This window comes from Frateuria sp. (assembly GCF_035943815.1).
Taxonomy (GTDB): Bacteria; Pseudomonadota; Gammaproteobacteria; order Xanthomonadales; family Rhodanobacteraceae; genus Frateuria_A.
Window position 1 is genome coordinate 160,005 of the sequence record NZ_DASZBU010000015.1, and the last position, 22,026, is coordinate 182,030.

Annotated in this window: 22 protein-coding genes; 14 read left to right on the forward strand and 8 right to left on the reverse strand. The window is 69.2% G+C overall.

Annotated elements, in window-relative coordinates; genetic code table 11:
• Positions 1-118: 118 nt before the first annotated feature.
• From VGU65_RS11365 to VGU65_RS11390, 6 genes are all read left to right on the forward strand, one after another.
• A complete protein-coding gene (locus VGU65_RS11365; protein ID WP_327475782.1) occupies positions 119-532 on the forward strand; it encodes a hypothetical protein in 414 nt (137 codons plus the stop codon).
• 80 nt (positions 533-612) lie between these two features.
• Positions 613-900, forward strand: a complete 288-nt coding sequence (gene lplB / locus VGU65_RS11370) for a lipoate-protein ligase small subunit (RefSeq protein WP_327475784.1) — start codon at positions 613-615, stop codon at positions 898-900.
• Positions 897-1,673, forward strand: coding sequence for a lipoate--protein ligase family protein (locus VGU65_RS11375; protein WP_327475786.1), 777 nt, complete (start codon positions 897-899; stop codon positions 1,671-1,673). The genes lplB and VGU65_RS11375 overlap by 4 nt, the downstream gene beginning before the upstream one ends.
• Positions 1,674-1,900: 227 nt before the next feature.
• A complete protein-coding gene (locus tag VGU65_RS11380; protein ID WP_327475788.1) occupies positions 1,901-2,923 on the forward strand; it encodes a glycosyltransferase family 2 protein in 1,023 nt (340 codons plus the stop codon).
• Positions 2,920-4,413: a lipopolysaccharide biosynthesis protein gene (locus tag VGU65_RS11385; protein ID WP_327475790.1), complete on the forward strand. Its 1,494-nt coding sequence runs from the start codon at positions 2,920-2,922 to the stop codon at positions 4,411-4,413. Before VGU65_RS11380 ends, VGU65_RS11385 begins: the two co-directional genes overlap by 4 nt.
• 126 nt (positions 4,414-4,539) lie before the next feature.
• Positions 4,540-4,917: a VOC family protein gene (locus VGU65_RS11390; protein WP_327475792.1), complete on the forward strand. Its 378-nt coding sequence runs from the start codon at positions 4,540-4,542 to the stop codon at positions 4,915-4,917.
• A gap of 19 nt (positions 4,918-4,936) precedes the next feature.
• Here VGU65_RS11390 and VGU65_RS11395 read toward each other — a convergent pair whose 3' ends face one another.
• A complete protein-coding gene (locus VGU65_RS11395) occupies positions 4,937-5,425 on the reverse strand; it encodes an NUDIX hydrolase (protein WP_327475794.1) in 489 nt (162 codons plus the stop codon).
• Between the two features lie 119 nt (positions 5,426-5,544).
• On the opposite strand from VGU65_RS11395, the gene VGU65_RS11400 reads away from it, so the two are divergent.
• Complete coding sequence (locus tag VGU65_RS11400) at positions 5,545-6,348, forward strand: phosphodiester glycosidase family protein (RefSeq protein ID WP_327475796.1); 804 nt, start codon at positions 5,545-5,547, stop codon at positions 6,346-6,348.
• Entirely contained in the window at positions 6,345-8,762 is a 2,418-nt protein-coding gene (locus VGU65_RS11405; protein WP_327475798.1) for a penicillin acylase family protein, read from the forward strand. Before VGU65_RS11400 ends, VGU65_RS11405 begins: the two co-directional genes overlap by 4 nt.
• Before the next feature lie 91 nt (positions 8,763-8,853).
• On the opposite strand, the gene VGU65_RS11410 is transcribed toward VGU65_RS11405, so the two are convergent.
• The gene (locus tag VGU65_RS11410; RefSeq protein WP_327475800.1) at positions 8,854-9,243 is read right to left on the reverse strand and encodes a DUF3224 domain-containing protein; all 390 of its coding nucleotides are present in this window, start codon (positions 9,241-9,243) and stop codon (positions 8,854-8,856) included.
• A 112-nt stretch (positions 9,244-9,355) separates the two neighbouring features.
• On the opposite strand from VGU65_RS11410, the gene VGU65_RS11415 reads away from it, so the two are divergent.
• From VGU65_RS11415 to VGU65_RS11425, 3 genes are all read left to right on the forward strand, one after another.
• Complete coding sequence (locus VGU65_RS11415; protein ID WP_327475802.1) at positions 9,356-10,156, forward strand: DUF6597 domain-containing transcriptional factor; 801 nt, start codon at positions 9,356-9,358, stop codon at positions 10,154-10,156.
• A 79-nt stretch (positions 10,157-10,235) separates the two neighbouring features.
• Complete coding sequence (locus VGU65_RS11420; protein WP_327475804.1) at positions 10,236-10,661, forward strand: YciI family protein; 426 nt, start codon at positions 10,236-10,238, stop codon at positions 10,659-10,661.
• Positions 10,662-10,769: 108 nt separating this feature from the next.
• Complete coding sequence (locus VGU65_RS11425; RefSeq protein ID WP_327475806.1) at positions 10,770-12,023, forward strand: RNA polymerase sigma factor; 1,254 nt, start codon at positions 10,770-10,772, stop codon at positions 12,021-12,023.
• A gap of 167 nt (positions 12,024-12,190) precedes the next feature.
• On the opposite strand, the gene dapE is transcribed toward VGU65_RS11425, so the two are convergent.
• From dapE to dapD, 3 genes are read right to left on the reverse strand one after another with little or no spacing between them, the layout of a single operon-like run.
• Positions 12,191-13,324 (reverse strand): succinyl-diaminopimelate desuccinylase, encoded by a 1,134-nt coding sequence (gene dapE / locus VGU65_RS11430; RefSeq protein WP_327476330.1) that lies wholly within the window; start codon positions 13,322-13,324, stop codon positions 12,191-12,193.
• A gap of 26 nt (positions 13,325-13,350) precedes the next feature.
• Positions 13,351-13,707 carry a Spx/MgsR family RNA polymerase-binding regulatory protein gene (locus VGU65_RS11435; RefSeq protein WP_327475808.1) on the reverse strand — a complete coding sequence of 119 codons (357 nt, stop codon included), beginning with the start codon at positions 13,705-13,707 and terminating at the stop codon, positions 13,351-13,353.
• The gene (gene dapD, locus VGU65_RS11440; protein ID WP_327475810.1) at positions 13,704-14,531 is read right to left on the reverse strand and encodes a 2,3,4,5-tetrahydropyridine-2,6-dicarboxylate N-succinyltransferase; all 828 of its coding nucleotides are present in this window, start codon (positions 14,529-14,531) and stop codon (positions 13,704-13,706) included. Before dapD ends, VGU65_RS11435 begins: the two co-directional genes overlap by 4 nt.
• Positions 14,532-14,676: 145 nt before the next feature.
• Here dapD and VGU65_RS11445 point away from each other — a divergent pair, with 145 nt between their 5' ends.
• Positions 14,677-15,792: an HD-GYP domain-containing protein gene (locus VGU65_RS11445; protein ID WP_327475812.1), complete on the forward strand. Its 1,116-nt coding sequence runs from the start codon at positions 14,677-14,679 to the stop codon at positions 15,790-15,792.
• A 48-nt stretch (positions 15,793-15,840) separates the two neighbouring features.
• Here the strand turns inward: VGU65_RS11445 and glnD are convergent, their stop codons facing one another.
• Both glnD and map read right to left on the reverse strand, forming a co-directional pair.
• Positions 15,841-18,474 (reverse strand): [protein-PII] uridylyltransferase, encoded by a 2,634-nt coding sequence (glnD, locus tag VGU65_RS11450; protein ID WP_327475814.1) that lies wholly within the window; start codon positions 18,472-18,474, stop codon positions 15,841-15,843.
• A gap of 52 nt (positions 18,475-18,526) precedes the next feature.
• On the reverse strand, positions 18,527-19,291 hold the full coding sequence (map, locus tag VGU65_RS11455; RefSeq protein ID WP_327475816.1) for a type I methionyl aminopeptidase: 765 nt from the start codon (positions 19,289-19,291) through the stop codon (positions 18,527-18,529).
• Between the two features lie 305 nt (positions 19,292-19,596).
• Here map and rpsB point away from each other — a divergent pair, with 305 nt between their 5' ends.
• Together rpsB and tsf are read left to right on the forward strand one after the other, a co-directional pair.
• Complete coding sequence (gene rpsB, locus VGU65_RS11460) at positions 19,597-20,481, forward strand: 30S ribosomal protein S2 (RefSeq protein WP_327475818.1); 885 nt, start codon at positions 19,597-19,599, stop codon at positions 20,479-20,481.
• Between the two features lie 60 nt (positions 20,482-20,541).
• A complete protein-coding gene (tsf, locus tag VGU65_RS11465; protein ID WP_327475820.1) occupies positions 20,542-21,423 on the forward strand; it encodes a translation elongation factor Ts in 882 nt (293 codons plus the stop codon).
• An 88-nt stretch (positions 21,424-21,511) separates the two neighbouring features.
• Here tsf and VGU65_RS11470 read toward each other — a convergent pair whose 3' ends face one another.
• On the reverse strand, positions 21,512-21,898 hold the full coding sequence (locus VGU65_RS11470; protein ID WP_327475821.1) for a VOC family protein: 387 nt from the start codon (positions 21,896-21,898) through the stop codon (positions 21,512-21,514).
• Positions 21,899-22,026 lie beyond the last annotated feature (128 nt).

Genomic DNA, 22,026 nt, shown 5'->3' on the forward strand with positions numbered 1-22,026 from the left:
CGAACGGAGCGCGCTCGCGAGGAAACCCGAAACTTTCGCGCCCGGACCCACTCCAATGCCGGTACACCTGAAAGCTGCTCCGCACGTTCACCCAGGCACCGCCCCCCCGGAACCCGCCATGCGCCCCCGATTCCCGCTCGCCTTGCTCCTGGCTTCGCTGCTGACGGCTCCGGTCTGGTCGCAAGACGCCAGGGCGCCGCTCAACCTCAAGCTGCCGCCCAGCGACCTACCCGCCACCGCAAGCACGGCACCCAAGCCGGCCAGTACGCCCGGTGTCTACTACGGCGACCATAGCGGCCGCACCGCTGCCGACGACCAGGCGGAGGCAACTCCCGCCTGCGATGACGCCACCTTCAATAAGCCACAGCTCCACGGCAGCGTGGGCATGGGCGTGATGAGCGGCCGCCACGTCGACGGCAGCTACCAGCAGGGCACGGTCAACCTCAGCAAGGCATTCGGCAGCTGCGATCACCCCACCGGCGGCGTGAGCCTTTCGATCGGCACGGGCAGCGGGCATTTCCACGGCCACTGACCGCTGACGCGCACGGCGCCGCTGCGCTAGCCTTCGCTTTGGGCATCGGCAGAGGGACACCCGTGCACGGCGAGTACAAGATGCCCGGCGGCAAGCTGGTCGTGGTCGACCTGCAAGTGCGCGAGGGCTGCCTCCGGGGCGTGCAGGTCAGCGGCGATTTCTTCCTGGAACCGGACGAGGCGCTGCATGCCATCGACGCCGCGCTCGAAGGCCAGAGCGCCGACGCCGACGAGCACCTGCTCGCCGCCGCGATACGGGCCAAGCTCGCCCCAGGCGTGATGATGTACGGGATTTCGCCGGAGGCCATCGCGGTCGCGGTCCGCCGCGCCATAGATCCTCACCTCGCCCACCAGGGAAGGGACGCATGACCCGCACGCTGTGGCACGACCACGACTGGCACCTGATCCACACGGCGCCGCAATCGCCCGCACTGCACATGGCGCTGGACGAGGTGCTCACCCACGAGGTCGGTGCCGGCCACCGCCCGCCCACGTTGCGCGTGTGGGAATGGGCCGCGCCAGCGGTGGTGATCGGCCGCTTCCAGTCGCTGCGCAACGAGGTCGACGCCGAGGCAGCCCGCAGCCACGGCATCGAGGTGGTGCGGCGCGTTTCCGGCGGCGGCGCCATGTTCATCGAGCCGGGCAACACCATCACCTGGTCCATCTATGCGCCGCTTTCGCTGATCAAGGGCATGAGCTTCCAGGAGGCCTATGCCTGGATGGATGCCTGGACGCTCGAGGCCCTGGGCGAGCTGGGCATCAAGGCCTGGTACCAGCCACTTAACGACATCACTTCCGAGGGCGGCAAGATCGCCGGCGCGGCGCAGGCGCACCGCGGCGGCGCCGTGCTGCATCACGTGACCATGGCCTACGATATCGATGCGGCCAAGATGCTCCAGGTGCTGCGCATCGGCCGCGAGAAGCTTTCGGACAAGGGCACGCAGAGCGCGGCCAAGCGCGTCGATCCGCTGCGCAGCCAGACCGGCCTGTCACGCGCGGCGATCATCGATCACATGATCGCCACCTTCCGCCGTCTGCACGGCCTGGCCGAGGACACGCTGAGTCCCGCCGAGTTGGCGGAAGCGGCGGAGCTGGCGCGCGGCAAGTTCAGCCGCGAGGAATGGACGGCCGACGTCGCCTGAGGCGCACGCACCGGGGTGAATCCTTGGCCCGAAATGCGCCCCAAATTGACGCCATCGTCAATTGGATTTCACGCCGGCACGATTGCCGCTCTGTTTAATCTGCTCAAACGCTTTGCAAAAAACCCGTTGATAAGGAGCAACTAAGCTTGCGGGCGCGAAACTGTATCGTGCGCCGGAGTTCGCCGGCGCATTCATACACATTTGTCGCCGAATCCGGAAAAAGCCAAATGGCCCACATCTCGAACGCTGCGCCCGCGCTCGCCGGCCGGGCCAGCATCATTATTTCCGTCTACAACGTCGCGCCCTATCTCGTCCAATGTCTGGAATCGGCCGCGAACCAGGATTACGCCGAGGTGGAAATAATTGCCGTGGATGATGGTTCCACGGACAGCAGCCGGGCCCTGCTCGGGGATTTTGCGGCCAGCCACCGCAATGTGACCGTCGTGAGCACGCCCAACCAGGGCCCGTCCGCGGCGCGGAACACCGGCCTGAGGCTAGCCACGGGCGAATACGTGCTCTTTCTCGACGGCGACGACTATATCGAAAAAAACACCGTGACCCTTTGCGTCGAGAAAATGAAGGATCATGGCGTCGACATGGTTTTCTTCGCGGCCCGCTCGTTCTGCGATGGCATGGCCATGCCCCCCGGCGAATTCAATTACGAGAGGTTGCCGGAACTTACCGGCAAGCCGATGCGTGCGGAGCAGTTTTTCATCCTGTCGAGGAAATACCACAATTACCTGCCGTCACCCTGCCTCTACGTTTATCGCAGGGAGCGGTTCGCAGGAATAACGTTTTACCCGGGCATCCTGCACGAAGACAATCTTTTCACGACGCGGCTGCTGCTGGAGCGCAGAGATGCGAAGGTCTACTGCCTTTCCGACCAGCTTTTCAACCGGCGCCTGCGGCCCGATTCCATCATGACCCAGAAGAAGCAGCCCAGGCATGTGGAAGGCTACATGGAAGTGGCGCTGGAGCTTTCCCGGCTGGACGTCGCGCGCGAAAAGAGCGAGACCGGAAAGTCGCTCAACCATTTCATCCAGAACATGATCCGCAGCGGCCTCGCGCAATGGTGGATCGCGTATCCGCCGCTGCTGCCGCTGGCGCAGCGCAAGCGGCTGCTGCGGGTGCTCTCCTGCGTGAACCCCAGGTACATCAAGCCTGTGTGCATCCTGATCTGCCTGTTTCCCGAACTGCTGCTGGTCGGGCATCGGCTCAAGGGCGCGCTGCGCCGCGAGGCATACGAATGAGTGCAGCCACGCTGTACAAGGCGATCGCCAAGAGCATGCTCGGCCGTGCCGGCGTCTATGCGGCCAACCTGCTGTCGATGGTAGTGCTGGCGCGCATCTTCACGCCGCGGGATTTCGGCACGGTGGCTTCCATCGCGGTGTTCTCCGCCTTCTTCCAGCTGATGACCGAGGCGGGGCTGGGTCCGGCGATCATCAATCTCAAGACGCTCTCGCCGCAGGACCGGAACGGGCTGTTCGGGTTGACCGTGCTTACCGGTGCAGTGCTGGCGATGGTGTTCGAGGCAGCCAGACCGTTGTGGCAGGCGTTCTACGGCATGCCGCGGGTGGGCGAGGTGGTGCCGTACGTGGCCGCTTCGCTGCTGTTCTATTCGGCCGCGATCGTGCCCACCGCCTTCCTGCTGCGCGACCAGGCGTTCTATCGCATCGCCAACGCCGGCATCGTGTCGGAACTGGTGTCCACCGGGCTGTCGCTGGTTCTGCTGCGGCTGGTCGACCCGCTGCACGCGCTGGCGGCGAAGAGCGCCTTCAGCGCCGCCACCAACTTTCTCATGACCTACCTGTTCTCGGGCCGGACGCGGTTCGGCCGGCCGCAATGGGGAACCCGCTTTTCGGCGATACGGCCCCTGCTCTCGTTTTCCGGCTACCAGTTCGGCTTCAACGTCCTCAACTACTTCTCGCGCAACCTGGACAACATTTTGGTGGGCCGCTACCTGGGCACGGCGTCATTGGGCGTGTACGACAAGGCCTATCGCCTGATGCGCTACCCGCTGGTGCTGATCACCTTCGCCATGACGCCAGCAATCCAGCCGGTGGTGCAGCAATACGCCCACGACAAGGCCAGGGTCGAGGCGATCCATCGGGAGTTCATCTGGAAGCTCTCCCTGCTCGGTGCTGCCGCCGGCCTGCTCATCTTCCTGCTCGCCGGAGAGATCGTGGCATGGCTGCTGGGCCCGCAATGGGGTGCCGTGGTGCCGGTCGTGCGGATACTGGCCATTGCCGTTCCCGTGCAGGTGGTGCTTTCCACCAGCGGCAGCTTCTTTCAGGCGCTGGACCGCACCGACCTGCTGTTCGCCGCCGGCGTGGCTTCGTCCGTGGTGATGGTCTCGGCGATCGTGTGGGGCGTGCTGCAGCGCGACCTGTCCAAGCTTTCCTGGGCGCTGGTGGTGGCGTTCCACATCAACTTCTTCCTGGCCTACTACATCATGTACTCGCGCATCTTCGGCAAGGGCCTGCGGGCCTTCCTAGCGAAGCTCGCGCCAGCCGCCGTGGTGGTGATGGGCATGGTGGCCTTCCACCATTCGTTCTCCGCCACGGCCGCATCCGCCGCCCCTCCGGCCGCTCCCGCGTTGGATAGTCGTGCGCGGCGGGTGGCCGGAACGCCGCCGCCCATCCATCCCCCCTGCCACGGGCTCCGCAACGGTGGTTCGCCGCAGGGTGATGTCGGATCGAGCCACGACGCCTCCAACCTGCACGACTGCATCGACGGTTGAGCCACTTCCTCCGGTCGGGATCGGCATCCGGATCACTTTGTTCCGCGCGGCACGCACCTTCCCTTTCACATCGGCACGACGGGTGTTCGCAGGAAATCCGGTTCCATTCCAGCTGAGGCCAAAGCCATGAGGAACCCCGTCGGCTGGTTCGAAATCTACGTGCAGGACCTGCGGCGCGCGAAGGCCTTCTACGAGGCGGTACTCGCCGTGAACCTGGAAAAGCTGGACGCACCCGACTCCAGTCCGATCGAGATGTGGGCCTTCCCCATGCACCAGGACGGCACCGGCGCGGCCGGCGCGCTGGTGAAGATGGATGGCGTGCCCTCGGGCGGCAACAGCACGCTGGTCTATTTCTCCTGCCAGGACTGCGCAGTGGAAGCCGGACGCGTCGCCGCTCAGGGCGGCAAGGTCATGAAGGACAAGTTCGCGATCGGGCCTTACGGCTTCATCGCGCTCGTCGTCGATACCGAAGGCAACATGATCGGCCTGCATTCCATGCACTGATCGCCACAGCGGCCGCTGCTCAAAGGCGGCTGTAGGACCAGGACTGCATCCGGCCCTCCTTGTACGGCATCACGCCGTGAAAGGGGCGCGGGTCCTCGTCGAACACCAGCGGCAGGAAGTGGCGGTCGCCCTCCCACATCGGCAGTTCCATCAGCCGCGCGCGCGGCACCCACTCCAGCGTGCCTTCGTGGTTGCCGGCCAGGCAGGTGCCCTCGAACGCGTCGACGAGGAAGATGAAGCCCAGCCAATCCTCGCCCTGCTTGCCGAAGCCAGGCCAGTTGAGCGTTCCGCGCAGGCGCATCGAGGTGCATTCGATGCCGGCCTCCTCGCGGATCTCGCGGCGCATGCAGGCACCGATGTCCTCGCCCGGCTCCATCTTGCCGCCCAGGCCGTTGTACTTGCCCAGGTGCTGGTCGTCCGGCCGCGCGTTGCGGTGGATCATCAGGACCTGTTCGCGGTCGGGCGAGAGCACATAGCCGAGTGTGGCGACGATGGGGGTGTAGGGCATGGCGGCGGCGCAAGGAAAAGGTCAAGTCTAGCGCCCACGCGCCGTCCCCTGGCCGCACGCATGAACGCTGCCGCGGCCGGGACTTGCACCGGCCGCGGCCGGGCGGCGACCATCGGGGCATGCCCCCTCTTGCATCACCCACCTTTCACCTTCGCCGACTGGTCTGGCTGTCCTTGCCGCTGCTGGCCGCGATGGCCGGCTGCGCACCGTCGGCCAAGGCGCTCGACGGCGAGGAACGCGCGTTCGAAGGCCAGAACTACCAGGTGGTCAGCATCGACCTCGAGCGCGAGCCGCTGACGTTGCACTGGCGCGCGCCCGACAGTGGCGAGCCGTTCGGCGACATCGAAAGCCTGCGCCAGTGGGGCCAGAAGCAGGGCCGCCGGCTGCTGTTCGCCGCCAACGCGGGCATCTACGACGGCGCCGCGCGGCCGCTGGGCCTGTACGTGGAGGGCGGCAGGACGCTGGTGCCGCTGAACCTGGCGCACGGCAATCCCGCCTCGGGCAACTTCTCGCTGCTGCCCAACGGCGTGTTCGCGATCTATCCGGACGGCCACGCGGAGGTGAAGACCAGCGCCGCCTTCAAGGCCGACGGGCGCAAGCCGCAGTGGGCCACGCAGTCCGGGCCGATGCTGGTCATCGACGGCCAGCTCAACCCCGCCTTCGTGCACGACTCGGGCAGCCTGAAGTGGCGCAGCGGCGTGTGCGCGCGCACGCCGCACCAGGTGGTGTTCGCGGTGAGCGAGGCGCCGGTCAACTTCCACGCCTTCGCGCGGCTGTTCCGCGACGAGCTGGGCTGCCGCGACGCGCTGTTCCTGGACGGCACGATCTCGCAGTTCTACCTCGACGGCGAGGGCTATGCCGGCGCGCCGGCGTTCATGGTCAAGCCCTACGCCGGCATCTTCGCGGTGTTCGCGCCCGAATGAGCGGCCGCCGCATCCGCCTGTGGCGCGGCCTGCTGCTGGCGGCGCCGGTACTGGCGGCTGCAGCCCTTGCACTCGCCTGGTATCTGCTTGCCGGTAGCCGCGCACGCCTCGATGGCCGGCTTCGCCTGACGGCTCTCGCCGCGCCGGTGGCGATCACGCGCGATGCCGCCGGCAGCGCAACCTTCGATGCGCGAAGCCGTGACGATGCCACCTTCGCGCTGGGCTTCGTGCATGCGCAGGAGCGCTTCTTCGAGATGGACCTGATGCGCCGCGCCGCCGCCGGCGAGCTCGCCGAGCTGGTGGGCCCGGCCGCGCTCGGGAACGATCTGGACATCCGCCGCCACCGTCTGCGTGCCGTGGCGCAGGCCGCCTATGCGGCGATGCCGCCGGCGCAGCGCCACGTGCTGGACCGCTACCGCGACGGCGTCAACGCGGGGCTGGCCGACCTGCGCCAGAAGCCCTGGGAATACTTCCTGCTCGGTACCACGCCCCAGCCCTGGCGGTCGGAAGACAGCGGACTGGTCATCGCCGCGATGTACCTCGACCTCAACGGCCAGGGACGCAACATCCGCGAACTGGAACTGGCCCGCATGCATGCGGTGCTGCCCCCGTCGCTGGTCGATTTCCTGCTCGCACCCGACCCGGAGTGGGAGGCGCCGCTCACCGGCGGCCTGTCGCGCCCGCCGTTGCTGCCCGATGCCTCGGTGTTCGACCTGCGCAATGGCGCGCCGACCATGGCGAGCGCCAGGCGACTGTCCCGCGCGCTCACGCCCGTGCCGGAGGAGCGCTCCCCGGGCAGCAACAGCTTCGCTGCCGCCGGCGCGCTTACCGATACCGGCGCGGCAATGCTCGCCAACGACATGCACCTGCGCCTGCGCGTGCCGGACATCTGGTTCCGCGCGCGCCTGCGCTATCCCGACGCCAGCGCACCGGGCGGCGTGCGCGACGCGGTCGGCGTCACCCTGCCCGGCACGCCGGCGCTGGTGGCCGGCTCCAACGGGCAGGTCGCCTGGGGTTTCACCAACAGCTACGGCGACTGGCTGGATTGGGTACGGATCACGCGCGACGGCGCCGACCCGGCGCGCTACAAGGTGCCGGGCGGCTGGGCGACGATCGAGCGCCATGCCGAGCGCATCCGCGTGAAGGGCGCGCCCGACCGCGTGCTGGAGGTGGAGGACACGCTCTGGGGTCCGATCCTGGCCAGGGACACCGACGGCACGCCGCTGGCACTGGCCTGGATCGCCCACTACCCGCGCGCCTACAACCTGGGCCTGATGCAGCTCGAGCGCGCACCCAGCGTGGCCGCCGCGCTGGACCTGGCGCCGACCATGGGCATGCCTCCGCAGAACCTGCTGGTGGCAGACCGCGAGGGCCACATCGGCTGGACGCTCGCCGGCAACGCCATTCCGCTGCGCGCGCCCGACAGCGAACCGCAGCGGCCGGCGGACTGGTCGCAACCGGGCAGCGGCTGGCAGGGCTGGGCCGCGCCCGCGCACTACCCGCGCGTGGTCGACCCGCCCAACGGCCGGCTGTGGACGGCCAACAACCGGATCGTCGACGGTTCGGCCCGGGAGCTGCTCGGCGACGGCGGCCACGATCTGGGCGCACGCGCGCAGCAGATCCGCGACGACCTGGCTGCGTACGGCATATTCACCACCGGCAACCTGCTCGACATCCAGCTGGACGACCGCGCGGTGTTCCTGACGACGTGGCAGCGCCTGCTGCAGGACACCCTGGCCGGCTCGCGCGATCCTGCGCTCGAGCCGCTGCGCAAGCTCACCGCCACCTGGCGCAACCACGCGTCGCCGGACAGCGTGGACTACCGGCTGGTGCGCGCCTTCCGCGAGCAGGTGCACGCCCTGGCGCTGGCGCCGTTCGTGGCGCGCGTGCAGGCACGCTACCCGGATTTCTCCTGGCCCCTGGGCGGCGGCAACGGCGAGGCGGCAGTGTGGTCGCTGCTGCGCAACCAGCCCGCGTGGCTGCTCGACCCGCGCTACGGTAGCTGGAAGGCGCTGCTGCTGGATGCCGCGCACCGCGTGGTGATCGAACTGGGCGCGCAACCCGGCGGGCTGGCCGCACGCCGCTGGGGCGAGGTCAACCGCGCCGGCATCCGCCACACGCTGTCGCCCGCGCTGCCGGCCTTCCTCGCGCACTTCCTGGACATGCCCGACGACCCGCTACCCGGCGACGCCAACATGCCGCGCGTGGCCACGCCGGATTTCGGCGCTTCCGAGCGGCTGGCGGTTTCGCCCGGGCACGAGGCGCAAGGCATACTGGAAATGCCCGGTGGGCAGGCGGACAACCCGCTGTCGCCCTACTACGGCGCAGGGCATGCCGATTGGGTCAAGGGGCGCGCCACGCCACTGCTGCCGGGGCCGGTGAAATGGACGCTGGTGCTTGGGCCGGGCGAGTAGGCGCTTCCGGCGCAAGGATCTGCGGACTTGGCGCGTCATTGAGGCTTCCCCGGTTTAGGAGAAGGCTCCGACGGGCGGATGGCGCCGCTGCTCAAGCCAGGCTGTAATCGAACGTGTACTCGTGCCGCCCCTGCTCCATGCGGATCACCAGCTCGCCGCGGATCCCGGCCAGCTCGCCCGTGCCCGAATCGGGCACCACCGTCACGCGCAGGCTCGGCGCGCCGCGCTCCATAAGCCCGCAATGCATCAACACGAAGCTGCCCTGCCGGCCGTGCAACGCGCCGCTCACCCGCTCGATAGCCACGTAGCCGGCCGATCCGGGCACCTCGGTGCCGGCCGACAGCATCTCGCCCAGACTGCTCGCCTGCAGGTCGCCATGGAACTGCTTGTCGAGGGTCATGCGCCCGAGCCGGGCGGCCTCGATGCCGGGCGCGGCCGGCTGTGGGGCGAGTTTCACGTCGAAGGTTCCGAGGGCTTGCATGGGTTCTCCTGGCATGGTCGATGGCCGCGATGATGGCGCAGCTTGCCCTACCATCGCGTGCCTCACATTGCAGCTCAGGAGCGCGTCCGGTGATTGGAAAAAGGCGACAGCCGTGACGGCGGACCTGGGCAAGCCCCGCGGTGTGCTGCATCCGCGCCTGGAAGGTGACCTCGAACACCGGCGCCAGGCCCCGGGTCCCGCGCTCGCGCCCTTCGTCGAGCACTACTGGCGCGTGCGCTGGGACCTGCGAGGGCGGCCGCCACAGACCCAGGAAACCCTGCCGCATCCGAACGTGCAACTGGTGCTCGAGCGGGGGCGGTCGGGCATCCATGGCGTGCACGAAGGGCGTTTCGAGCGGGTCCTGGAAGAGCGCGGCTGCGTATTCGGCATCAAGTTCCGCGCGGGCGGGTTCTACCCTTTCCTGCGCCGTCCGGTGGCCACATTGGCCAATCGCTCGCTGCCGATAGTCGCCGTGCTGCCAGGCGCCGCCACGCTGGAAGCGGACGTGCTCGCCTGCGATGGGATGGAAGCGATGGCGGCCGCCGCCGAGCGCCAACTGCTAGCCCACCTGCCGCCGCCGGATCCGCAGGCGGCGCGGCTGGCGGCGCTGGTGGCCGAGGTCGCCGCCGATCCGGCGCTGCGCTCGGTGCAGGCCTTGGCGAGCCGGGCGGAGCTGGGCGTGCGCAGCCTGCAGCGCCTGTTCGGCCGCTACGTGGGCGTGGCGCCCAAGTGGGTGATCAGCCGCTACCGCCTGCACGAGGCGATCGCGCAGGTGCAGGATGGGCGCGCCGTCGACTGGGTCGGGCTCGCGCTCTCGCTGGGCTATTTCGACCAGGCGCATTTCATCCGCGACTTCACGCGTCTGGTCGGCCGCCCCCCGGGCGAGTATGCCCGGCGCGAAGGGCCGCGCTGAGGACATGTCGAATTCCCGCCCGGTGGAGCGTCGTATCAACGCAAGCCGGCCCTTGCCGGCATGGGAGCGGGAGAAACGTATGCGATGCATGGTGATGGTCCGCGCGACGGCCGAATCGGAGGCTGGCGTGATGCCCAGCCAGAAGCTGCTGGCGCAGATGACGGCGTTCAACGAGGAACTGGTGAAGGCCGGCGTGATGCTGGCCGGCGAAGGGCTCAAGCCCAGCTCGCAGGGCAAGCGGATGGTCTTCGCCGGCGGCCGCCGCAGCGTGGTCGACGGGCCCTTCGCCGAGGCCAAGGAACTCATCGCCGGCTTCTGGCTGTGGCAGGTGCGCTCGATGGACGAGGCGCTGGAATGGGCGCGCCGCTGCCCGGCACCGTTCGAGGGCGATTGCGCCATCGAGATCCGCCCGCTGCTGGAGGCCGACGACTTCGGCGAGGCCTTGACCCCGGAGCTGCGCGCAGCGGAAGAACGCATGCGCGGAGAGCTGGCCGGAAAGATCTGATGCCTGCCTAGAATCCACGGCGGGCGAGGCCGGGTTCGCGCCATCGACACGCACACCGCCGGCGGGCGTCCACTTGCCGCCTCCCGCCGGCGATGGTCTGATCGTGGGATGAGCCAAGCCGACACCCACCGTGCCATCGAAACCGTCTGGCGCCTCGAGGCGCCCAAGCTGGTCGCCGCGCTGATCCGCGTGGTGCGCGACATCGACCTCGCCGAGGAGCTGGCACAGGACGCGCTGGTCGCCGCACTGGAGCGCTGGCCGACCGCCGGTGTGCCGGACAACCCCGGCGCCTGGCTGATGACCGCGGCCAAGCGGCGCGGCATCGACGTGCTGCGGCACCGCCAGCTGGTCGAGCGCAAGCACGCGGCACTGGACGGCGATCCGGAGCACGAGGCGTTCACCATGCCCAACCTGGAAGCGCTCGACGACGACATCGGCGACGACCTGCTCAGGCTGATCTTCACCGCCTGCCATCCGGCGCTGTCGACCGAGGCCCAGGTCGCGCTCACCCTGCGCCTGCTCGGCGGCCTCACCACCGAGGAGATCGCGCGCGCCTTCCTCGCTGCCGAACCGACCATCGCCCAGCGCATCGTGCGCGCCAAGCGCACGCTGGCCGACAAGCGCGTGCCCTTCGAGGTGCCGCGCGGCGAGGAGCTTTCCGGTCGGCTGGCCGCTGTGCTGGGCGTGATCTACCTGATCTTCAACGAGGGCTATACCGCCACCACGGGCGAGGACTGGATGCGCCCGGCATTGTGCGAGGAGGCGCTGCGACTGGGCCGCACGCTGGCCGGGCTGATGCCACGCGAGAGCGAGGTGCTGGGCCTGCTGGCGCTGATGGAGATCCAGGCCTCGCGCGCGCGCGCGCGCACCGATGCGCAGGGCCGCCCGGTGCTGCTGATGGACCAGAACCGCGCGCTGTGGGACCAGTTGCTGATCCACCGCGGCCTGGATGCGCTCGAGCGTTCGCGCAGGCTCGGCGGCGCCGATGGTCCCTACGCGCTGCAAGCCGCGATCGCCGCCTGCCACGCCCGCGCCGCCACCGCCGATGCCACCGACTGGCCGCGCATCGCCGCGCTCTACGCCCGGCTCGCGCAGGTGGCGCCTTCGCCGGTGGTGGAACTCAACCGCGCCGTCGCCGTGGCGATGGCCGAGGGGCCGGCCGCGGGGCTGGCGCTGGTCGATGCGCTGCGCGCGGAGCCTTCGCTCGCCAGCTACCACCTGCTTCCGGCCGTGCGCGGCGATCTGCTCGCCAGGCTCGATCGGCCGAGCGAGGCTCGCGCCGAATTCGAGCGCGCCGCCGGGCTCACCCGCAATGCGCAGGAACGCAGCGTAATGCTGGCGCGCGCGGCGGCTTGCGGATGAAAGGGGGCGGCTGAGCGGCCTCTCGCTAAGAGCCCCCATCCACCCTTTCGGGCACCTTCCGCGTAAACGGGGGAAGGATCGGTGGAATGCTCGAAGACGCACCTTCCCCCGTAAACGGGGGAAGGTGCCGACAGGCGGATGGGGGCGCCTTTGGGCGCGACCCCAAGCTACCCGAGCAACCGCTCGCAGATCGCCTGGTAAAGCCCCGGCAACCGCTCCAGTTCCTCCACTGCCACGCACTCGTCCACCTTGTGGATGGTCGCGTTGACCGGCCCCAGCTCCACCACCTCGGCGCCCAGCGGCGCGATGAAGCGCCCGTCCGAGGTGCCGCCGCCGGTGCTCTGCTCCGGCTCCACGCCGCACAGGTCCAGGCACAGGGCGCGCACGGTTTCGCGCAGGCGTCCGCCGGCGCGGCTCAGGAACGGCTCGCCGGAAAGGTTCCAATCCAACTGCCAGTCCAGGCCATGGCGATCCAGGATCGCCTCGGCGCGCGCGCGCAGGTCGGCGGCCGTGCTGGCGGTCGAGTAGCGGAAGTTGATCTGCGCCGCCAGCGTGCCGGGGATCACGTTGGTGGCGCCTGTGCCGGCGTTGAGGTTGGACACCTGGAACGAGGTCGGCGGGAAATCGGCATTGCCCTCGTCCCAGCGCGTGGCGGCCAACTCGGCCAGCGCGGGCGCGAAGGCGTGGATCGGGTTGCTGGCCTTTTCCGGATAGGCCACGTGGCCCTGCACGCCACGCACGACGAGCGTGCCCGAGAGCGAACCGCGCCGGCCCACGCGGACGAGGTCGCCCAGCCGCTCCTTGGACGAGGGTTCGCCCACCACGCACCAGTCCAGCCGCTCGCCGCGCGCACGGAAGGCCTCGGCCACGCGGCGCACGCCGTCGAGGTTGGCCGGGCCCTCCTCGTCGCTGGTCAGCAGCAGCGCGACCCGTCCCCGATGCCGGGGGTGCGCGGCGACGAAGCGCTCCAGCGCCACCACCATGGCGGCGACCGAGCCCTTCATGTCCGCCGCGCCGCGGCCGTACAGGCGCCCGCCACGCAGCGTCGGATCGAAAGGAGGCGAACTCCAGGCCTCTTCCGGTCCGCTGGGTACCACATCGGTATGGCCGAGGAAGACCAGCGTTGGGCCATCGCCGCCATGCGTGGCCCAGAGGTTGTCCACTTCGCCGTAGCGCAGTTGCTCGATGGCGAAGCCGGCGGCGACGAGGCGTCCGGCGACCAGCGCCTGGCAGCCGGCATCCTCGGGGGTGACCGAGCGGCGGGCGATCAGGTCGCAGGCAAGGTCGAGCACGTCGCTCATCGGCGCCTCATCGGTGGCTTGGGCGCTCACCGGCCGAACAGCTTCTTGAAGCCGTTGTCGGTGAAGCCCACGCTCACCGCACCGTCTTCCTGCACCACGACCGGCCGGCGCACCAGCGCGGGATATTCCTTCAACAGCAGGGTCCATTCCGGATCGCTGCCCGGGTTCTTGCGCTGCGGCAGCAGGTTGCGCCAGGTGGTGCCGGCCTTGTTGACCAGCTTCTCCCAGCCGCCCAGCTGCTGCGCCCAGGCCTTGAGCGTGGCCGCCGGCACGGGGTTGGCGCGGTAGTCGACAAACGCGTGCGGCACCTCGAAGCGCGCCAGCCAGTTGCGCGCCTTCTTGCAGGTGTCGCAGTTGGGCAGGCCGTATAGCGTGACGCTCATTGAGCGCTCCTCAGCAGTTCGTTGATGCCGGTCTTCGCCCGCGTCTTCTCGTCCACCCGCTTGACGATGATCGCCGCGTACAGGCTGTGGCTGCCGTCCTTGGCCGGCAGGCTGCCGGCCACCACCACGCTGCCGGCCGGCACGCGGCCGTAGCTGACCTCGCCGGTGGCGCGATCGTAGATGCGGGTGGACTGGCCCAGGAAAACGCCCATGCCGATCACGCTGCCCTTCTCCACCACCACGCCCTCGACCACCTCCGAGCGCGCGCCGATGAAGCAGTCGTCCTCGATGATCGTGGGGTTGGCCTGCAGCGGCTCCAGCACGCCGCCGATGCCTACGCCGCCGGACAGGTGCACGCGCGCGCCGATCTGCGCGCAGGAGCCGACCGTGGCCCAGGTGTCGACCATCGTGCCCGCCCCCACGTAGGCGCCGATGTTCACGTAGCTCGGCATCAGCACCGCGTCCCTGGCGATGTGCGCGCCGCGGCGCACCAGCGCGCCGGGCACCACGCGGGCACCGAGGCTTTCCAGCTCCATGTCGTTGCCGTGGCCGAAGCGCAGCGGGACCTTGTCGAAGGCCAGCGCCGGGCCGCCGTCGACCACGCGGTTGCCGTTGATGCGGAAATACAGGAGTACGGCTTTCTTCAGCCACTGGTTGACCTTCCAGCCGCCCTGCCCGTCCGGCTCGGCCACGCGCTGTTCGCCCGATTCGAGCAGGTCCATCACTTGGGCGAGCGCCGGGCGCAGGTGGGTTTCGATCTCGCTCTGGCTGAGCTCGTTGCGGCGTTCGAAGGCGTGGTCGATCAGGGTGTCGATGGCTGGCATGAAAGGCTCGCGGGTGGGGATGGCGCCGAAAGGCAAGTATACGAAGCGCCGTCCGACCGTGACCGGGTGCTCAAGTTCGCCACGCGGTGGCCGATCTTTCAATCGCTCCCACCGCCCTTGCGGCGCGCGGGTCCAGGAGATTCCCATGCCACGGCGTCCGATCGACCCGGCCGAACTGACCGTCGGCCAGCCACTGCGCTTCAACGCCTACGACGCCAGAGGCAAGCTGCTGCTGCCCCTGGGCCAGGTGATCGGCAGCCAGGCGCAGATGGAGAAGCTGCTGCAGCACGGCCTGTTCTATGGCTCCGAAGAAGAATGCCGTGGGCCGTTCCTGCCGCCGGCACCCTCGCCGCTGGCGCTGGTGCACGAAGCGCGCGAGCGGCTGCAGGCGCTGTTGTCCTATCCGGCCCCCACGGATTTTCCCGGCACGCTGGCCGACATCGCCGAGCAAGTGCGCGAGGCCTGCCGGCGCAACCCCGACGTGGCGCTGGCCAGCATTCTGCTGCAGGCCGATGGCCCCTACGGCGCCCGCCACGCGGTCAACACCGCCATCGCCTGCCAGCTCACCGGCAGCGCGCTGGAACTGGACGCCACCGAGCTGGCGGCCACCGTCTGTGCCGCCCTGACCATGAACATCGGCATGTTCGGCCTGCACGACGAGCTGGTCGCGCTCGAAGGCCCGCTCTCCGACGAACAGCAGGCAGCGGTGCGCGCGCACTGCCAGCTCGGCGTGGTGCGCCTGCGCGACCACGGCATCACCAGCGCCGCCTGGCTCAATGCCGTGCGCGACCACCACGAACGCGCCGACGGCAGCGGCTACCCGGGCGGCAAGCGCGGCGAGGAGATCGGCCGACCGGCGCGCCTGCTGGCGCTGGCGGACGTCTACTGCGCGCGCGTGTCCGCCCGCGACTACCGTCCGCCGCTGCAGTCCACGCTGGCGCTGCGCCGGCTGTTCCTCAACGAAGGCCAGGCGCTGGACGAGCGCCTGGCCAGGGCGTTCATCAAGACACTGGGGATCTACCCGCCCGGCACCGGCGTTCGCCTGCGCAACGGTTCGGTGGCGGTGGTGGTGCAGCGCGGCCCGGCCGGACACCAGCCGGTAGTGGCCTCGCTCACCACGCACGACGGCCTGCGCATGGGCAGACCGATCCGCCGCCGCGGCGACGTGGAAGCGCACGCCATCGCCGAAGTGGTAAACCTGGCCGCGCTGGACATCGAGGTCGGCATGGAAGCGTTGTGGGGCGAAGAGGCTCGCGTCTGAACGCATCGCACCGCCAGGCGGGCACTGCCGCCGAACCGCAGTCCGGGCTCAGCGTTGCCCCAGCCGGGCCAGCAAGGCTTGGCGCAGTCGTTCCTGCTGGGCCTCGTCCAGCGGCGCGTCGCTGCGGTCGGTGAGCTGGAAGAAATCCTCCACCCGTTCGCCGAAGGTGGCGATGCGTGCGTCGTGCACGCGCACCTGCGCCTCGACCATCGCCTGCGCCACGGCGGCGAGCAGGCCGGGCCGGTCGGTGCAGACCAGCGCCAGCTGGGTGCGCCCGCCGGCGGCGTGAAAGCCGATCCGCGGCGTCATCTGGAAATGCCTCAGCTGCCGCGAAGCGCTGCGGCGGGCCGGATGCACCGGCACCGTCTGCGCCAGCGCGCGGGCCAGGCGCTGCTGCAGTTCCTCCGCGCGCGCCGGCGTGGCCGGCTGTTGGGTTTCGGTGTCCAGCAGCAGGAAGGTGTCCTGCGCCATGCCGTGTGGCGAGACCAGCACGCGTGCCTCCACCACCGACAGGCGCAGGCGGTCGAGCATCGCCGTGACGGTGGCGAACAGGCCGTCGCGGTCGGGCGTGTAGACGAACAGCTCGGTGGTACCGCGCACCGAGAGCGGATGCACCGCGATCAGCGGCAAGGCGCCTTCCGCGCGCAGGACCGCCGCGGTCTGCCAGGCGATCTGCTCGGGCCGGTGGCGCAGGAAGCTCGCCTGCGGGAAGCCGGCCCATACCCCCCTCACCGTGGCCGCGTCGAAACCGTCCGCCTCGAGCAGCGGCAGCGCGTAGTCCTGGCATTCGCGCACCCGGGTGGCAGCGTCGCGCGGCAGCTCCACGTCGCTGCGCAGCGCGTAGCGGGTGGCGCTGTAGAGATCGGCCAGCAGGCGGTCCTTCCAGCCGTTCCACAGCTTGGGGCTGGTGCCGATGATGTCGGCGATGGTGAGCAGATAGAGCTGGCCCAGCTGTTCGCGGTTCTCCACCACCTCGGCGAAGCGCGCCACCACGTCCGGGTCGGTGATGTCCTGGCGCTGCGCAGTCACGCTCATCACCAGGTGGTGGCGCACCAGCCAGGCGACGCGTTCGACGTCGTTGGGCGGCAGGCCGAGCTTCGCACAGAACGCGCGCGCCTCTTCCTCGCCCAGCACCGAGTGGTCGCCGCCGCGACCCTTGGCGATATCGTGGAACAGCGCCGCCAGCAGCAGCACCTCGGGCGTGGGCAGCGTGGGCCAGATCTCGCAGGCCAGCGGGAACTGCGCCTGCGCGTGCGGATCGGCGAAGCGCGCCACGTTGTCCAGCACGCGCAAGGTGTGCTCGTCGACCGTGTAGACGTGGAACAGGTCGTATTGCATGCGGCCGAACACGCGGCCGAAGGCAGGCAGGATCGCCGCCAGCAGGCCGTGGCGGTTCATCCGCCACAGTGCATCCACGGCGCGTGCGCCGCGCCGCAGAAGGCGCAGGAAGGCCGCCAGCACTTCGCGGTCGGTGGCCAGCGCGCCGTCGTGCAGCGCGGTCGCCTGGTGGATGCGGCGCATGGTCTGCGCGGTAAAGCCGACGATGCCCGGTTCGCCCAGGCGCGCGATGAAGGCCTCCACCAGCGCGGCCGGCTCTCGTACGAACAGCTCCGGATCGCGCGCCGCCAGCCGCCTGCCATAGCGCAGGAAATGCTCGCCGACCGCCACCGGCGCCTGCGGCGGCTCGAGCATTTCCTCGAAGCGCTCGACGATCTGCACGCCCAGGCGCTCGACCTGGCTGGCCGCGCGGTAATAGCCCTGCATGAACTGCTCCACGCCAAGGTTGGTGGCGTGCTCGTCGACGAAGCCCAGTCGCGCGGCCAGTGCACGCTGATAGTCGAACAGCAGCCGCTCCTCGGCGCGGCCGGCCTCCAGGTGCAGTGCGTAGCGGTAGCGGCGCAGGGTGGCCTCGGACTGCTCCAGCGTGGCGCGCTCGGCCGGATCGAGCAGGCCCTCGCCGGCCATCGCCTCGAAGCCGTCGGCGTGCGCCAGGCGCTGGCCGAGCCAACGCAGCGCATCGAGCGTGCGCAGGCCGCCTGGGCCTTCCTTGAGGTTGGGCTCGAGGTTGTAGGCAGTGTCGTCGTAGCGCGCGTGGCGCGCATCGCGCTCGGCCAGGCGCACGGCCAGGTAGGCGGCCGGTGGCCACAATGCCGGATCGTCCACGATCGCGTGCAGCTCCGCGTCCATCGCGGGGTCGCCGGCCAGCCGGCGCGCGTCGAGCAGGCTGGTGAACACACTGGCCTCCCGCGTGGCGAGGGCGCGGCACTGCGCCGGATCGCGCACCGCGTGGCCGACCTTCAGGCCCACGTCCCACAGCGTGGCAAAGCACTGCTCCAGCGCGCGCAGGCGCGGCGGCTGCGCTTCGCGCACCAACGCCAGCAGGTCGACGTCCGAATGGGGGAACAAGAGGCCGCGGCCGAAGCCGCCGACGGCAAACAACGCCGCGCCGTCGGCTTCGCCCAGGCAGGCGGTCCATACATGGGCGACGACGCGCCCGACCGCTTCGCCCCGGCGCCTGGCCAGCGCGCCGGCATCGGCGCCGTGGCGGAAGGCGGTGGCGAGCGCGCGGTCGATGTCCTCCAGTAGCTGACGCAGCGCATGGCGCGCCTCCACCGACACGCCCGAGCGAGGGACCGCAGGCGGCAGGCGGGGCAGTGCGGGGATGGAAGGCGCGGTGCTCACGCAGGAAGCTTAAACGGCCTGCGCTGGAAGCGGCGTGGTCGCGGGCCCTGCCTCAGGCGTCCGGCCAGGGCGTCAGGATCTCGAAGCCGTCGTCGGTCACCGCCACCGTGTGCTCCCACTGCGCCGAGAGCGAGTGGTCCTTGGTGACCACCGTCCAGCCGTCCGGCAGCTGCCGGGTATGCGGCTTGCCGGCGTTGATCATCGGCTCGACGGTGAAAGTCATGCCCTTCTTGAGTTCCACGCCGGTGTCGGGCTTGCCGTAGTGCAGCACCTGCGGCTCGTCGTGATAGACCTTGCCGATGCCGTGGCCGCAGTACTCGCGCACCACCGAGAAGCCGGCCGCCTCGGCATGCTTCTGGATCGCGTGGCCGATGTCGCCCAGGTGGGCGCCCGGGCGGACCTGCTCGATACCGCGCATCATCGCCTCGTAGGTGGTGTCCACCAGGCGCCTGGCCAGCACCGAGGGCGCGCCCACGAAATACATGCGGCTGGTGTCGCCGTGCCAGCCGTCCTTGATGACGGTGACGTCCAGATTGACGATGTCGCCGTCCTTGAGCACCTTGCCCGGCGTAGGAATGCCATGGCAGATCACGTGGTTGACCGAGGTGCACAGCGTCTTGGGAAAGCCGTTGTAGCCCACGTTGGCGGGCACCGCCTTCTGCACCTTGACGATGTGCTCGTAGGCGATCCGATCGAGATCCTCGGTGGTGACACCGGGCTTGACGTGCTCCTTGAGCAGCGCCAGCACTTCAGCCGCCAGCTTGCCGGCGACGCGCATGCCTTCGAGGTCCTGGGAAGATTTGAGGGTGATGGCCATGGAATCCGCTTCGGAGGGCGCGGCGGTGCCGTAAGGCCGGCAGCTTGCCGCGAAGCCGGCGCGCCGGCTACAATTACACGGTTTTGCAAGCCGTTGAAGACCTTCGAGAAGGTCCGCGGGCGCAAGACGAAACGGGATTGTAGCGCCCATGCGCTGCCAAGCCCAACCAACGCCACACACGCATCGGCACCGCCTTCGGGGTGCCGCGGGCCGTCTTCAACGGGCCGCGGTCGAAGCCGGGGATGCGTGGAGGTCCCAACCCCCTGGGCCGTTCCTTGTATGGCCCAACAATCAGGAATACCACCATGGCTCAAGTCACCATGCGCCAGATGCTCGAAGCTGGCGTGCATTTCGGTCACCAGACCCGTTACTGGAACCCGAAGATGGCCCCGTACATCTTCGGCGCTCGCGGCAAGATCCACATCATCAACCTCGAAAAGACCCTGCCGCTGTTCACCGACGCGATGAACTTCCTGTCGGGCCTGGCGCAGAAGCGCGGCACCATCCTGTTCGTCGGCACCAAGCGCTCGGCCCGCGAGCCGCTGGCCGAAGAGGCCGCCCGCGCCGGCATGCCGTTCGTCACCGCCCGCTGGCTGGGCGGCATGCTGACCAACTTCCGCACCGTCAAGCAGTCGGTCGCGCGCCTGAAGGAACTGGAAGCGGCCGAGACCGACGGCTCGTTCGAGAAGCTGGTCAAGCACGAAGTGCTGGCCCGTCGCCGCGAGCGCGAGAAGCTGGAGAACTCGCTGGGCGGCATCAAGAACATGAACCGCCTGCCCGACGCGCTGTTCGTGATCGACATCGGCCATGAAGACATCGCGGTGCAGGAAGCGAAGAAGCTCGGCATCCCGGTTATCGCCGTCGTTGACACCAACTACAACCCCGAACTGGTGGACTACGCCATCCCGGGCAACGATGACGCGATCCGCGCGATCCAGCTGTACGCCCGCGCCGCCGCCGACTCGATCCTGGAAGGTAAGGCCGCCGCTCCGGACGCCGCCCATGGCGACGCCAACGAGTTCGTCGAGCTGGACGAGGAAGGCAACCCGGTCGCCAAGGACGAGCGCAAGGCCGCCCCGGCGCGTCGCGAGCGCGACAACCGTGGTCCGGCCAAGAAGGGCGCCGGCGCGCCGCGTCGTGACGGCGGCCGCGGCCGTGGCGGTCGCGAGCAGTCCGAAACCGCCGAGTAAGCCTTTCACCCTGCGCCGTGGCGGCTTTCCCCACGGCGCGCCAAGATTCGAGGATTTGAGATGAGCAATATCTCCGCACAACTGGTCAAGGAGCTGCGCGAGCGCTCCGGCGCCGGCATGATGGAATGCAAGAAGGCGCTGGTCGAGAACAACGGCGACATCGAAGTGGCGATGGAATGGCTGCGCAAGTCGGGCCTGGCCAAGGCCGACAAGAAAGCCAGCCGCGTCGCCGCCGAAGGCCGCATCGTCTCGGCCCACAAGGACGGCGCCGCCGTGCTGGTCGAGGTCAACTGCGAGACCGACTTCGTCACCAAGAATCCCGACTTCGTCAAGTTCAGCGACACCGTCGCCGACGTCGCGCTGAAGTCCGGCGCCACTGACGTGGCCGCGCTGAACGCCGCCGCCTACCCGGGCGCGACCAGCGTGGAAGAGGCCGCCAAGGGCCTGGTCGCCACCATCGGCGAGAAGATCGAAGTGCGCCGCATGGCACGCGTGCAGACCGACGGCAAGATCGGCAGCTACATCCACGGCGGCCGCATCGGCGTGCTGGTGGCGCTCAAGGGCGGCTCCGAGGAGCTGGCCAAGGGCGTGGCGATGCACGTGGCGGCGATGAACCCGCCGTACGTGCGTGCCGAGGACGTCCCGGCCGACTTCATCGCCAAGGAAAAGGAAATCGCGCTGAGCCAGATGTCCGACAAGGACAAGGCCAAGCCGGCCGAGATCCTGGAGAAGATCATCTCCGGCAAGATCAACAAGATCGTCTCCGAAGTCACCCTGCTCGGCCAGGCCTACGTGCTGGACACCAACACGACCGTGGGCGAGGCGCTGAAGAAGGAAGGCGCCGACGTGCAGCAGGTCGTACGCCTGGCCGTCGGCGAGGGCATCGAGAAGGTGGAAGAGGATTTCCACGCCGAAGTGATGAAGCAGGCCGGTCTGGCGTAACTGCCACCCGCATCGCACGAAAAAAGGCCGCGGGCAACCGCGGCCTTTTTTTGTGCCGGCAGCCTGATTGCGCCCCCCTCCGACTCGGCTAGCGCCGGGGCTGCAACAGGTCCCAGCGATTGCCGTACAGATCCTCGAACACGGCGACGGTGCCGTACGCCTCCTCGCGCGGCGCCTCGCAGAACCGCACTCCCATGGCCCGCATCGCCTCGTAACTGGCCCGGAAGTCCTCCGTCTCCAGGAACAGCAAGACACGCCCGCCCGACTGGTTGCCCACCGCGTGCAACTGCCGCGGGTCGGCCGCCTTGGCCAGCAGCAGGCACGCCTCATGCGATCCGGGTGGCGCCACGACGACCCAGCGTTTGTCCGGCCCCTGCGGCGCATCCTCGATCAGCGTGAAGCCGAGGCATCCGGTGAAGTACGCGATGGCCTCGTCGTAGTCGCGCACCAACAGGGCGATCGCGCCGATATGCATTGGGAACTCCGGTCGTTGGCAGCAGGGCGTGCAGCATGAACGATTCTTCCCGACCGCGCCGTCACGCGCCTGACGGGGCATCGCCGCGCGGCTACAATGTGGCGGTTTACCTTCCAATCCGGAGACCT

Bases quoted from the DNA above. Each gene is read 5' to 3' on its own strand.
- VGU65_RS11445 (WP_327475812.1), top strand. From the start codon at position 14,677: ATGCCACGGCGTCCGATCGACCCGGCCGAACTGACCGTCGGCCAGCCA.
- map (WP_327475816.1), bottom strand. From the start codon at position 19,291: ATGGCCATCACCCTCAAATCTTCCCAGGACCTCGAAGGCATGCGCGTC.
- dapE (WP_327476330.1), bottom strand. From the start codon at position 13,324: ATGAGCGACGTGCTCGACCTTGCCTGCGACCTGATCGCCCGCCGCTCG.
- VGU65_RS11365 (WP_327475782.1), top strand. From the start codon at position 119: ATGCGCCCCCGATTCCCGCTCGCCTTGCTCCTGGCTTCGCTGCTGACG.
- tsf (WP_327475820.1), top strand. From the start codon at position 20,542: ATGAGCAATATCTCCGCACAACTGGTCAAGGAGCTGCGCGAGCGCTCC.
- VGU65_RS11435 (WP_327475808.1), bottom strand. From the start codon at position 13,707: ATGAGCGTCACGCTATACGGCCTGCCCAACTGCGACACCTGCAAGAAG.
- rpsB (WP_327475818.1), top strand. From the start codon at position 19,597: ATGGCTCAAGTCACCATGCGCCAGATGCTCGAAGCTGGCGTGCATTTC.
- dapD (WP_327475810.1), bottom strand. From the start codon at position 14,531: ATGCCAGCCATCGACACCCTGATCGACCACGCCTTCGAACGCCGCAAC.
- VGU65_RS11390 (WP_327475792.1), top strand. From the start codon at position 4,540: ATGAGGAACCCCGTCGGCTGGTTCGAAATCTACGTGCAGGACCTGCGG.
- VGU65_RS11420 (WP_327475804.1), top strand. From the start codon at position 10,236: ATGCGATGCATGGTGATGGTCCGCGCGACGGCCGAATCGGAGGCTGGC.
- VGU65_RS11400 (WP_327475796.1), top strand. From the start codon at position 5,545: ATGCCCCCTCTTGCATCACCCACCTTTCACCTTCGCCGACTGGTCTGG.
- VGU65_RS11395 (WP_327475794.1), bottom strand. From the start codon at position 5,425: ATGCCCTACACCCCCATCGTCGCCACACTCGGCTATGTGCTCTCGCCC.
- VGU65_RS11375 (WP_327475786.1), top strand. From the start codon at position 897: ATGACCCGCACGCTGTGGCACGACCACGACTGGCACCTGATCCACACG.
- VGU65_RS11410 (WP_327475800.1), bottom strand. From the start codon at position 9,243: ATGCAAGCCCTCGGAACCTTCGACGTGAAACTCGCCCCACAGCCGGCC.
- VGU65_RS11405 (WP_327475798.1), top strand. From the start codon at position 6,345: ATGAGCGGCCGCCGCATCCGCCTGTGGCGCGGCCTGCTGCTGGCGGCG.
- VGU65_RS11385 (WP_327475790.1), top strand. From the start codon at position 2,920: ATGAGTGCAGCCACGCTGTACAAGGCGATCGCCAAGAGCATGCTCGGC.
- VGU65_RS11380 (WP_327475788.1), top strand. From the start codon at position 1,901: ATGGCCCACATCTCGAACGCTGCGCCCGCGCTCGCCGGCCGGGCCAGC.
- VGU65_RS11470 (WP_327475821.1), bottom strand. From the start codon at position 21,898: ATGCATATCGGCGCGATCGCCCTGTTGGTGCGCGACTACGACGAGGCC.
- lplB (WP_327475784.1), top strand. From the start codon at position 613: ATGCCCGGCGGCAAGCTGGTCGTGGTCGACCTGCAAGTGCGCGAGGGC.
- VGU65_RS11425 (WP_327475806.1), top strand. From the start codon at position 10,770: ATGAGCCAAGCCGACACCCACCGTGCCATCGAAACCGTCTGGCGCCTC.